Origin of the sequence: Serratia sp. JKS296, from assembly GCF_900215445.1 — a bacterium.
GTDB classification, from domain to species: Bacteria; Pseudomonadota; Gammaproteobacteria; order Enterobacterales; family Enterobacteriaceae; genus Serratia; species Serratia marcescens.
Map to the genome: position 1 here is coordinate 2,612,953 of NZ_OCMX01000001.1, position 11,869 is coordinate 2,624,821.

Below are 11,869 nucleotides of genomic sequence, written 5' to 3' on the forward strand. Positions count from 1 at the left end.
GATCCTTTCGACAGCTTGTCGGTCACTCTTCTTCGATGCACTCATCACTTATGATCGATAATCCGTCAAGTTGATTAAACGCATTCTTCAAGAATTTGTACCTGCTGAGTTTTTCTGGATTCTTCCCATTAGTGAAAGACACCTTAATTATCGTGCTAAACTCTTTGTTATCTTCCTCTAACCACTCATTAGAGTGAGGAATATAATTATCAGTAATGGTTAACTTGTCCGCATAAAGGCCAGTATATGCAAAGTAAACACCAAAATAGGAGCTATCATACTCCGAGCAAGTTATATCCCATTTATCGTCCAGTAATTTGCTCGCTTCTTTTTTTGATATAACACTGCCATATTTTAAAAAATATAATTTTTTCATAATTTATCCACCACATTTACCAGGTATTCTAGTTCCCTTTCCTTTAGCCTTAACTTCAGCAGCAGACTCAAAGACCATTGCGTTCACAGGTCTACCTCCTGACATTTTGGATAATTTTTGCAATGTATCATCAATACCTAATTTCTTAGCCATTTCACTACCCATATCAATTGGTCCAGTGCGCCCTCCTTTTCCTATTCCCAACTGCTCTGCTTTTTGATATAGCTCAGGATGTGAAATAGCAACGTCAAAATCACTAACACGGCCAACATCAAATGGTTGACCTGTAGAGAAACTTACCCCCGATACGGAGCTTCCTTGCATATATGAAACTGTGCCGGGATATCCTAATTTACTCATTCCTGCCTGTAATGCTTCACCGAACTGTTTAAATTGGCCGAAACTATTAAAGCCATGTGGAACTCCTTCTACAGATAACCCCAGCGGATCCACCCACATCAGCGGGTTCGGCGCATACTGATACAGGTTCAACCCGCCGCGCAACCCTATCGGATCCTGCGTGGTAAAACACCAACCTAGGAACAGGTTGTATGCAGGCCACTTTCGTCATCCTGATATTGCCCGACGTAGCGAGCGGTTGCTGATATTTCGCGCCCTGCCGCTTCGCCGCGCCGGCTATCGTCTGGCCCTGCAACTTGCCAGCTTAGCTCATCATTTCATAGAAATAAACTTTCATCTATGCCACTCACTTTCGTTTAAAACCTCACCAACTTTTTTCATTTTTTATAGATATGTTATTGTTGGTTATATCAAAACAGATATAGAAACCCAGCGTAGATTGAAAATAAACACATTTGCCAGCCTCTATAACGTTAACAAAAGGATTAGATGTTGTTGAGTACATGGACCATTTTAATCTATTAGTTCCATCTGTACGTGCAATAAACCCTTCATTGCCCATTTCACCCTCACCACATAACAAGAAATCACCGTCAGGAAGTTGCACTTTGTTATTCACTTGAATCTCTGACCACACCTCGTCATACTGTTCAATCAATGCATTCAAGGTTGTCTCATTACCTAATGAAATTTTATACTCTTTATTAAAGGTGCCTTTGAATTTATAATTCATCTCGAATTCAATATCTATTTCCCTTACAACACCTACATCATTAATGATTACATCTAATCCGACTAGTTGATTGTTTTCCCACTTACTCTGCATTTCTTTAGCTATCATTTGCAACTCCCCATTTTTTTGTTCTTGCTAACAATTGTTGGCTTCTTAGGTGTTCCAGTTGCTGGTAACTGGACTCTAGGAACATCAGAATTCTTAGGTTTAGAGTTCAGTTTTTTATTGAGATTACTCCCATACGTACCTCCAGTTGCTGGTGGTGGTAACGGATCAGATAAATTAACCCTCTTAATTGGTACAGATTCTACATTAGCCATTTGCGCTGCATATAACCTGCGGTTGTCTAGAGAGACTAATTGCCCATCCACTTCGGCAACATTTAAAGGTCCACTTCGATTCCAATCCCAATTGTTATTAGACATATCATGTATATATCCAGTTACGTTATCAGATATATATGCTTGAGAATAATTTAACGACGAAGGATTAACCCATTCAATACTCAACCCCAACGGATCCACCCACATCAGCGGGTTCGGCGCATACTGATACAGGTTCAACCCGCCACGCAGCCCTATCGGATCCTGCGTGGTGAAACGCCCCACCTCGGGTTCGTAGTAGCGGAACAGGTTGTAGTGCAGGCCGCTTTCGTCGTCCTGGTATTGCCCGGCGTAGCGCAGCGGCTGCTGGTATTGCGCGCCCTGCCGCTTCGCCGCGCCGGCCACCGTCTGGCCCTGCAGCTTGCCGAAGGTGTCGTATTGCCCGGACCAGCACAGGTTGCCCGCCGCGTCGGTCACCTCCAGCGGCGCGCTGTTCAGATCCGTGTGATACCAGTAAATATCCGCCGAGCGGCTGTCGCCCGCCTGCTCCAGCGCCGCCAGCGGGCTCCACGGGCTGGCCGGATCGTAGCTCCAGCTGCGGCGGCTGCCGTCGTCGCGCTGCTCCTGCAGCAACCGATAACCCTGCCACAGGAAACGGGTCGTCTGTTCGATTTTGCCCTTGTAGCGCACCACCTTGCGGCTGCGGCGGCCCAGCGCGTCGTAATGATACTGCGCCTCGAATTCGCCCTGCGGGCCACGGCCGTGCGCCCGCACCAGCCGATTGTCGGCGTCGTAGCGGTAGTGCTGTTCGTACAGGCCGTTGCGCCGGCTGATCAGGTTGCCCCAGCCGTCATACCGGTAAAACAGTTTTTGCCAGTGCGTCAGGCGGTTGTCGGCGATCGGCGCCAGCGGCAGGTGCGCGTCGATGTCGCTCTGCGGGCTGCGTTCGCCCAGCAGGTTATCCGCCAGATCGTACACCAGCCGCGCGCCCGGTTTGCCCTGATTGGGTTCGCGGTGTTGCAGCAGGCGGCCTTCGGCGTCGTAACCGTAGTGCACTTCGCCGCGCAGCGCGTCGCTCACCCCGGCCAGCTCGCCGCGGCCGGTGTAGCGATAAGCGCGCCACAGCACGCCGTCTTCCGGCCGGGTCAGTTTGTCATGGCCGAAGGCGCTGCTCTGCCAGCTGCGGCGGCCCATGGCGTCGTAACGCCGCTGCTGCTGCAGCGCCCCCTGGCTGCGGCCGGTTTCCCGGTGCAGGCGATCGCGAGTGAATTCGCTCACCACCTGCTGGTTGAATTTAATGGCGCTGGCGTGGCCGGAACCGTAATACAACCACTGCAGGCGATCGCCCTGCGGCAGCGTCAGCGCCTGCAGGTTGGCCAGCGCATCCCACTGGTATTGCAGCTCGCCGTTCACGCCCTGCTCGCCGAGCAGCCGCCCGGCTGCGTCATAGCGCATCTGCACGCTGTCCGGCTCGATGCCCAGCGCCGCACCGCTCGCCGTCGGCAGGCGGTTCAGCTCGCGCAGCCGCCCCATGGCGTCGAAGCGGTAATGCCATTCCGCGCTGGCGTTGCCGCGCCAGACCAGCTGCCCGGCCTCGTCGAAGCGGAAGCGCTGTTCGCGCTGCGTCAGCTCGCCCGCGCTGCCCGGCAGGCCGACCTCGCGGTGCTCCTCCAGCAGCCCGGCCGCGCCGTAGCGATAATAGTGGCGGGTGTCGTCCGGGCGCTCTTCGGCCAGCACACGGCCCACCGCATCGTAGCTGAAGCGGTAGTCGCCGCCGTTGCCGTTCTCCAGCCGCGTCAGCCAGCCCTGCGGGGTGTAGTGATAGCGCCGGGTGCGGTTGATGCGATCGGTGATGCTGACCGGCAGCCCCAGGGCGTTGTACTGCCAGCGGGTCAGGCTGCCCAGCGCGTCCTGATGTTCGGCCAGCTGGCCGTGCGCATTCCAGTTAAAACGCTCTTCGCCGCCGTCCGGGTGGATCAGGGTGTGCAGGCGGCCGCCGTTATCCCACCGGTAGCGCGTCTGGTGGCCTTCGGCATCGGTCTGCGCCGTCAATTGTCCCAACCCATCGTAGGTATAAGCCGTCACGCTGCCGGAACAGTCGGTGTAGCGCGTCAGCTGGCCGCGGGCGTCCCACTCCAGCTTCACTTCCCCGCCCAGCGCGTCGATCACGCTGGCCGGCAGGCTCTCTTCGTCATCCGGATAGCGGTACAGCGTGGCATTGCCCAGCGCATCGACATAGCGCGTCGGGCGCCCCAGCGTGTCCCAGTGCTGCGCTTCGCTGCTGCCGTCCGGGTAGGCGACGGCGAACAGCCGGCCGCTGTTGCGCGAATATTGATAGCGCGTCACGCGGCCGAGCGGATCGGTTTCCGACAACAGGCGGCCGTAAGGGTCCCATTCGCTCTGGCGCTGCGCGCCGCCGGGCAGCAGCACGCTGCACAGCTCGCCGCGTTGGTAGATGAAACCGTAGCGGCGCTGGTCGAAGTCGGTGTACTGCGCCACGTTGTCGTCGTCATCCAGCCGCCACTCCGCCCGTTTGCCGTCGCCGCGCACCGCACTGCGGCGCCCGCCGGCGAAGTCATAGCCGAACTCAAGGGATTCCCCGGCGCTGTTGCGGTAGGCCGTCACGCGCGGCACGCCGTCGAGCTCTTGCCATTGGTATTCGTTCAGCAGCCCGGCGGCGTCCTGGTGGCTGATCATCAGGCCGTCGCGCCAGCCAAAGCGGCGTGTAACCTCACCGGCGCGGTTGCTCACCGTCGTCAGTTGGCCCTGCTCATCGTAACCGTAGCGCGCCAGCGTCCGTTCGCCTTCGGCGGTTTGCAGCGCCACTTCATGCAGGCGGCCCTGCGCATAGCGGCACATCAGGCGCTGCCCGGCGCTGTCCACCAGTTCGCTCAGCAGCCCCTCGTCGTCGTAAAACAGCGAGGTGGCGTTGCCGATGGCGTCGGTGATCATGCTGAGCCGGCTCGGCTGCTCGCCCGCCAGCGGCGGGTAGTGGAAAATCTGTTCGCCGACGTCAAACAGCTGCCAACTGCCGTCGTCGTTGTGCATCAGCCAGCATTTTTCGGCTTCGCAGTAGGTTTTGTGGCCGCGCGGCACCCTGGGGAAAGCGACGAAGTCGCCGGAAGGCGCGCGCCACACCAGGCCGTCCTGATACGGCTGCAGGCTGCTCTCCCAGAACAGGTTCCAGCCGCGGCCCAGTACGCTGTCGCCGGGGTTGCCGCTGCGCCAATAGCGCTGCCAGGCGACCGGCAGGCGCGATGGCAGCACGAAATCGAGATCGTCTTCGCCGTCGAGGAATTTCTGGCCGCTGACGATATCCACCGGCCGGGCGATAATGCCGACCGCGGCGGTCGCGGTCATCAGGGTGCCGGCGCGGCAGGCGATGCGCGCCAGTTTGTTGATGCCGGGCAGTTTGCCCAGCAGTTTGCCGAGCGCCCCCAGCTTGCCGGCGGCGCCGCCCACGCCGCCCACCAGGCCGGCGAACAGCAGCGTCAGATCGGAGACCTTATACAGCCAATCCGGCACTTCGGGCTTGATCGGCAAGGTGGTGACGGTGCCGCCGCCGATAAACACGTTGGGCGAACCTTCCATCACCTGCGCGTCGCAGTTGGTTTTGTCCCCCACGCGCGAGGCGGGCTGGCCGTTGATGCTGACCTTGTCGGAGCCCTGCGCCATCTGCATGCTCGGGCCGTCGTCGCTGCAGGCCACCTGGCTGTTGGTGGCGAGCGCGGCGGGTTTGCCGTTGATGAAGACGTTGGGGGAGCCGGTGACGATATTGCCTTTGGGGGTCAGGCTACCGGCACCGGCGTCGGCAATGCCGTCGCGCGCCGCGGTGGCCGCCTCCCCGGTGAGATACCCCACCGCCAGGCTGGCGCCGATAAGCAGCACGCCGACGCCGATACAGGAAGCCGCCAGGCCGGCGACGAACAGCGCGCCCGCCGCCACCGCGCCTGCGGCGGCGATCAGGCCGCCAACAAGGGTGCCGGCAATCATGCCGGCCAGGGCATGGGAATGCCCGATGGTATCGCCGACGCGGGCCGCTTCGGTCATCGTAAGTTCCTTTTACGCAAAGAGTTCATCGTTAGGCCGCCCGATAGCTGTTCAGCACCTGCTGCAGCAGCGCGTCATCTTGCGGCGTCAGCTTGCGCGCCATCGCCAGGGTGAACACCAGCACCCGCCCCTCCGCCAGCGCAAACACCGCCTGGTTCTGCCAGATGCGTTTGCCGTCGTGCAGGTAGCTGGCGCGCACCCACTCACCGGCGGCCAGCCCATCGCCCAGCGACGCCGGCTCGCGGCTTTTGAACGCCCAACCTTTCAGCCCCTGCGCCAGCGCATCGAGCTGGCGGGTGACGTAGCCTTCCAGGTTCTCCGCCGGCTGCAGCGCATCGCGGGAAATATTGACTGAGGGGGAAACATCATCGCCGGCCAACAGGACGTTGACCGTGCGATCGGCATAGCCTTCCGGCAAAGCGACGCTGCCTTCGCTGAAAGCGCAGCGGGATAAAGCGGACATGCGAGGATCCTTTTGCATAAATAATGCTTAAGCATCGCATAACTTAGCCTTGAAATAAAACCATCAGGCGTCGCCAATGTTGCACGGCGTGACCGCGTTCACTGTGAAAAAGAGCGTTGCCGGAATCTGGCCGGGAATCAAACCGTCATATTACAGAATTATCTGAAACCACCGGCGCGCCGACGCCTTGATTGTGGCTATACTCGGCTCTCGTCCGTTTTTCAGGAGATCAGGATGCTGAGATTCACCCGTAGCGCGCTGCTGTGCGCCGCGCTGGCCGCGTTCAACGCCGGCGCCGCCGAAACGCCGACGTTCGGCCCGGAACTGCAGGGCTTTCACTACCCCTACCCGTTGCAGCAGTTCAGCTTCACCTCGCAGGGGCAGCCGTTAAAGATGGGCTATATGGACGTGCCGCCGGAAGGCGCCGCCAACGGCCGCACCGCGCTGTTGCTGCACGGTAAAAACTTCTGCGCCGCCACCTGGCAGGACACCATCAAGGCGCTGAGCAAGGCCGGCTACCGCGTGATCGCGCCCGATCAAATCGGTTTTTGCGCCTCCAGCAAGCCGGCGCATTACCAGTACAGCTTCCAGCAGCTGGCGCAAAATACCCACGGCTTGCTGCAGAACCTGAACATCAGCAAGGCCATCGTCATCGGCCACTCCACCGGCGGCATGCTGGCCACGCGCTACAGCCTGATGTATCCGCAGGCGGTGGAACGGCTGGTGATGGTCAACCCGATCGGCCTCGAGGACTGGAAGGCGAAAGGCGTGCCGTGGCGCAGCGTCGATCAATGGTTCGCGCGCGAGCTGAACACCACCGCCGAGGGCATCCGCAATTATGAGCAGCACACCTACTACGGCGGCCGCTGGAAGCCGGAGTACGATCGCTGGGTGGATATGCTGGCCGGGCTGAACAACGGGCCGGGCCACCGTCTGGTGGCGTGGAACTCGGCGCTGATCTACGACATGATCTTCACTCAGCCGGTGTATTACGAGTTCAAGGATCTGCAGACGCCCACCACGCTGATGATCGGCACCGCCGACACCACCGCCATCGGCAGCGATATCGCCCCGCCGTCAGTCAAGGCCAAAATCGGGCATTACGCGGTGCTGGGCAAACAGGCGGCAAAACTCATCCCGCACGCCACGCTGATCGAGTTCGCCGGGCTGGGTCATGCGCCGCAAATGGAGGAACCGGCGCGCTTCCATCAGGCGTTGCTCAAGGCGCTGCAACCCTGAGCGGCCGGTTGGCGCGGCCGCCGCACGGCGGCTAAACTTTCAGCTGGCACTCAATTGCAGGAGACAGCCATGCGACAGATTATTGCCAGCGCGTTCGTCAGCCTCGATGGCGTGATGCAGGCGCCCGGCGGGCAGGACGAAGACCGCAGCGGCGGTTTTCGCTTCGGCGGCTGGACCGCGCCCTATTGGGATGACGCCGTCGCGGAAACGATGAGCGATCTTTTCTCTGCGCCTTTCGATCTGCTGCTCGGGCGGCGCACCTACGATATCTTCGCCGGCTACTGGCCGCATATCACCGACGAGGCCGACCCGTTTTCCGCCGACATCGCCCGCGTGTTCAATCAGGCCACCAAGTACGTCGCCACCCACCACGGCGAGACGCTGGCGTGGGAGCACAGCCAGTGGCTGGGGCGAGACATCCTCGCCCGGCTGCGCGAGCTGAAGCGCGCCCAGGGGCCGGTGCTGCTGGTGCAGGGCAGCAGCACGCTGATGCAACAGCTGCTGGCCAACGATCTGGTGGATGAACTGCGCTTGCTCACCTACCCGGTGCTGCTCGGCGGCGGCAAGCGGCTGTTCGATGACAACGCGGCGCCGGCGGCCTTCACGCTGGCCCACTCGGTGGTCTCGCCCGGCGGCGTCATTGTGGCTCACTACCGCCGTGCTGGCGCGGTGAAAACCGGCTCTTTCGTGGCGGAAAGCGCCGCGGCGGCCCAGTCGTAAAAAAAGGGCCGGTCGGCCCTTTTCTCTTCCCCTTACTCACCTCAGGCAAACAAAATATCGCTCTGCTCCACCTGCCCGACCACGTGGATCTTGAAGTCGGCGGCATAGCTGTTGCTCTGGGTGTTCATCAACAGATCGGTGGTGCCGTTGAAGGCGTCGAAGTTGAGCTGGATCTCGCCTTTCTGGCCGCTGAAGGCGCTGCCGCTGTCGATAAAGCGCAGCTCGCTCAGGCTGTTGTTGAAGCGCAGGCCGGAGAGATCGATCTTGTCGATGCCGTGCTCGAAGTCTTCAATCACGTCGAACGCCGCCACCGTGGACTCTTTGGCGTTGAGATAGACGAAATAGTCGGTGAAGTTATTGGCGTCTTTGCCGCCCCACAGATGATCCGCCCCCAGGCCGCCGTACAGGATATCGGAGCCGGCGTTGCCCGCCAGCAGGTTGTCCTGATCGTTGCCGATGATCACATCGCGCCCGCTGCCGCCTATGGCGTTCTCGATGATCGCCCCGCGCGCGATGGCGACGTTCTGCGTGCCGCCGCCGACGCTGGAGAACGCACCGTCGTTCAGGTTGATCATCTGCTGCTGGCTGTAGCCGGAGAAGTCCAGCGTGTCGTTGCCGCCGGCGTCCCACACCGCGAAGTTGACCGGTTTGCCGTTGTCCGCTGTGGCGGTCAGGAAATCGCGCCCGGTGTTGGAGTTGAAGCCGTACACCGTGTCGCCGGTGCGGGTGTTCATGTTGGCGCCGTACAATTTTTGGATCGCGGCAATGTCATCCACCATCGGGCCATAGCCGTACACCCCTTTGGTGTCGGCGCCGGTGTAACCGGCGTTGAAATAGCTCATGATCGAGTATTGCAACGAATCCTGATAATAGGCGGCATCGTTCTGGTAGCTCGGGTTGCCCAGCGACGCGTCATAAGATCCCGGGTGCGCCAGCCCCAGGGCATGCCCCAGCTCGTGGGTGAAGGTCTGGCTGCTGAAGTCACCGCTAACCGGCGCCTGATGGGTGGCGAAGTTTTTGTTGAACCACACCGTGCCCGCAAAGGCGTTATCGCTGCCCGGTTTGGAGCTCGGCGGGTAATAGGCGTACGCGTTGATGGCATTCGGGCCGCTGCCGGCGGCGGTGCTGCCGTCGGCGCGCTGGGTGAAGTACGCGAAGGTGATGTCCGCGCGGTGGTTGATATCGGTAGACGCCGCTTCGGTAAAGGTCACGTTCGCCACGTCGGCCCACGCCTGCATCGATTTCAGCGCCTGAGCCTGCGCCGCCTGGGTCAGTGGCTGCAGCCCCTTGTCACCGTCGCCGGTCTGGCCGATGCGGTTCAGCGCGCTCTGCGTCAGGAAGGAGTAGGTCAGCGCCACCGACTGATGATACACCTGATCGCCGTTGTGCGTCAGGCCCGGCCGCGTCAGCTGATCGGCGGCGCGATCGAAGCTGAAGTTATCGCGGATTTTACCCAGGTTGTCGATGGCTGCCCCGCCGCGCTGATTGCTGTACAGGTTAGCGTTGTCCAGCGTGAACAGCGCGCCGTAACCCAATCCGTCATAAATGCTGCCGGGCTGGTGATAGTAAAACTGATAGTTATGATCGTTGGGGGATGTGGCGCTCAGGCTGGTGAACTCATCGTCATCTTGCAAAATGTCGTTGTGGCGACTGCGCATTGTATTCTCCTTTTACACAATAGGAACCCACTCGCTTTGTAAGACTATTCATCAGTCGTTCTAATCTAAGCCAAGGCTTAGGAATGACCAGTATAGTGACTCACCCCGCTGGCGCGAGCCCGCCCGGCCTGGCTTCACCGCGCCGGGCATAGAGATGGAGATACGCGTAACAATTTGTATTCTCACTATATTAATGAGAAAAATGAGCGCATTAACGGGTTAATTATTCGTCTTTTTGCGCATTTTATTGCCGATTGGATCAGAATAATCGAGGATTAAAAAACCTAATCCTTCCCTCATCATCAAGATGGGTACGTGCTAAAGTGTGAACGGACAGCCGAAAGGAGTGACCCGATGCCAACCCATTTCCTTATGCGCGCCTTGCGCCGCGCCAGCCTGACAGGAGTCGTTATGAGCATATTGTGCAGCAGTGCCCTGGGCAGTTCACTGCCGTTGCTGGAACCCGCCGCGCTGAAGGGCGACTGGCAGCTCGCCGCCATCGGCGACGGTAAAACCGTCTGCGAGGTGCAGCTGAGCGACGAAGCGGTCGCCAACACCAACGCTTTCCGTTTCAGCGCCTCCGCCCAATGCCTGCAGCCGCTGGCGCTGCACGCGCTGCCGGTCGCCTGGCGGCCGACGCCGGACGGCATGACGCTGACCGACGCCGAAGGGAGCATGGTGGCGTTTCTGGCCCTGACCGCGCCGAAGCGCTATGAGCTGATCGACCGCAACGGCCCTTCGCGCTTTGTGCTGATCCCGCGCTAACCCTTCAGGCGAACAGCAACCCGAGCAGCGCGCCGCCCGCCAGCACCCACAGCGGATGGAGGCGCTTGCTCATGCTCAACCCCGTCGCCAGCGCCACGATTGCCGCCAGCCGCCAGCTGGGCGCGGAAGCCTCGGCGATCAAGATACCGCTGGCCGCCACCAACCCCACGGTCAGCGGCACCAGTCCGGCCTGCACGATGCGGCGCCACGGGCGATCCTTAAAGCGCCGCCAGGCGCCCATCACCAATAGCGTAACAATAGAAGACGGCCCGAACTTGGCGATCGAAGACACCAGCAGCCCCGCCCAGCCGGCGACGTGCCAGCCGACCAGCGGCACGATCATCATGTTCGGCCCCGGCGCGGCCTGCGCCATGGCGAACAGCGCGCTGAACTCCTGGGCGCTCATCCACTGATGCACCTCCACCACCTGCCGCTGCATTTCCGGCAGAATGGTCATGCCGCCGCCGAACGCCAATAAAGAAAGCTCCGTGAAGATCAGCGCCAACGCCATCAACACCCCGCTCATGACGGCCACCGCCACATCAGCAGAATGCTCAGCGGCGCCAGCACCAACATGGTCGGCAACAGCGGCAGGCGCAGCCAGGCGATGGCGATCAGCGCCAGCGCGACGATCGCCAGCGCCGGCCATTTACCGCGCAGCGGCAGCAGCATCTTGATCCCGGTCGACAGCAGCAGCCCGGCGGCGGCGGCGGCCAGCCCGGCGAACACATGCTGCACATGCGGATCGTTTTGGAAGCGGGCGTATACCACGCCCAGCCCCACCACGATCGCCGTCGGTGCGCTGATGAGGCCCAGCAAAGCGCACAGCGCGCCGCGCAGCCCGCGAAACTCCATGCCCACCGCCACCGACAGGTTGATCACATTGCCGCCGGGCAAAAACTGGCACAGGCCGAGCAGCTCGGTAAACTGTTCGCTGCTCAGCCAGCGCCGGCGCTCCACCAGCATACTGCGCGCCATCGGCAGCACGCCGCCGAAGCCGATAAGCCCCAGCCACAGAAAGCCCAAAAACAGCTCTGCATTACCCGGCGCAGCTGCCGGGTGCGGTTTTAACGTATTGATATCTGACATGACATTGCCATTCCACATCGCTTGTTTTGATGTCTGGTATCATGCGCGCCACCGTGCCATGATGTCTAATGCATTCCGGAAAAACCAAAGATA

10 protein-coding genes and 1 pseudogene are annotated in these 11,869 nt (G+C 60.3%); 3 read left to right on the forward strand and 8 right to left on the reverse strand.

Annotated features, from left to right (window positions below; translation table 11 throughout):
- Nucleotides 1–22: 22 nt before the first annotated feature.
- The 5 genes and pseudogenes from CRO23_RS12365 to CRO23_RS12390 all read right to left on the reverse strand — a co-directional run bounded on the left by CRO23_RS12365 (nucleotide 23) and on the right by CRO23_RS12390 (nucleotide 6,305).
- Nucleotides 23–376: a hypothetical protein gene (locus CRO23_RS12365; RefSeq protein ID WP_016927808.1), complete on the reverse strand. Its 354-nt coding sequence runs from the start codon at nucleotides 374–376 to the stop codon at nucleotides 23–25.
- 3 nt (nucleotides 377–379) lie between these two features.
- A pseudogene (locus tag CRO23_RS24750) lies at nucleotides 380–1,037 on the reverse strand (RHS repeat-associated core domain-containing protein); the annotation flags it as partial.
- Nucleotides 1,038–1,100: 63 nt separating this feature from the next.
- Entirely contained in the window at nucleotides 1,101–1,577 is a 477-nt protein-coding gene (locus tag CRO23_RS12380; protein WP_079451273.1) for a hypothetical protein, read from the reverse strand.
- Nucleotides 1,574–5,842, reverse strand: coding sequence for an RHS repeat-associated core domain-containing protein (locus CRO23_RS12385; RefSeq protein ID WP_255253506.1), 4,269 nt, complete (start codon nucleotides 5,840–5,842; stop codon nucleotides 1,574–1,576). Before CRO23_RS12385 ends, CRO23_RS12380 begins: the two co-directional genes overlap by 4 nt.
- A 31-nt stretch (nucleotides 5,843–5,873) precedes the next feature.
- The gene (locus tag CRO23_RS12390; protein WP_097102091.1) at nucleotides 5,874–6,305 is read right to left on the reverse strand and encodes a DcrB-related protein; all 432 of its coding nucleotides are present in this window, start codon (nucleotides 6,303–6,305) and stop codon (nucleotides 5,874–5,876) included.
- A 234-nt stretch (nucleotides 6,306–6,539) separates the two neighbouring features.
- Here CRO23_RS12390 and CRO23_RS12395 point away from each other — a divergent pair, with 234 nt between their 5' ends.
- Nucleotides 6,540–7,544: an alpha/beta fold hydrolase gene (locus CRO23_RS12395; RefSeq protein ID WP_097102093.1), complete on the forward strand. Its 1,005-nt coding sequence runs from the start codon at nucleotides 6,540–6,542 to the stop codon at nucleotides 7,542–7,544.
- A gap of 69 nt (nucleotides 7,545–7,613) precedes the next feature.
- Nucleotides 7,614–8,264, forward strand: a complete 651-nt coding sequence (locus CRO23_RS12400) for a dihydrofolate reductase family protein (RefSeq protein WP_097102095.1) — start codon at nucleotides 7,614–7,616, stop codon at nucleotides 8,262–8,264.
- Nucleotides 8,265–8,305: 41 nt separating this feature from the next.
- Here CRO23_RS12400 and CRO23_RS12405 read toward each other — a convergent pair whose 3' ends face one another.
- Complete coding sequence (locus CRO23_RS12405; RefSeq protein ID WP_016927813.1) at nucleotides 8,306–9,922, reverse strand: serralysin family metalloprotease; 1,617 nt, start codon at nucleotides 9,920–9,922, stop codon at nucleotides 8,306–8,308.
- Nucleotides 9,923–10,333: 411 nt separating this feature from the next.
- Here CRO23_RS12405 and CRO23_RS12410 point away from each other — a divergent pair, with 411 nt between their 5' ends.
- Entirely contained in the window at nucleotides 10,334–10,687 is a 354-nt protein-coding gene (locus CRO23_RS12410; protein WP_016927814.1) for a protease inhibitor Inh/omp19 family protein, read from the forward strand.
- A gap of 4 nt (nucleotides 10,688–10,691) precedes the next feature.
- Here CRO23_RS12410 and CRO23_RS12415 read toward each other — a convergent pair whose 3' ends face one another.
- On the reverse strand, nucleotides 10,692–11,213 hold the full coding sequence (locus CRO23_RS12415) for a chromate transporter (RefSeq protein WP_028127817.1): 522 nt from the start codon (nucleotides 11,211–11,213) through the stop codon (nucleotides 10,692–10,694).
- Entirely contained in the window at nucleotides 11,210–11,776 is a 567-nt protein-coding gene (locus tag CRO23_RS12420; protein WP_016927816.1) for a chromate transporter, read from the reverse strand. Before CRO23_RS12420 ends, CRO23_RS12415 begins: the two co-directional genes overlap by 4 nt.
- Between the last annotated feature and the right edge of the window lie 93 nt (nucleotides 11,777–11,869).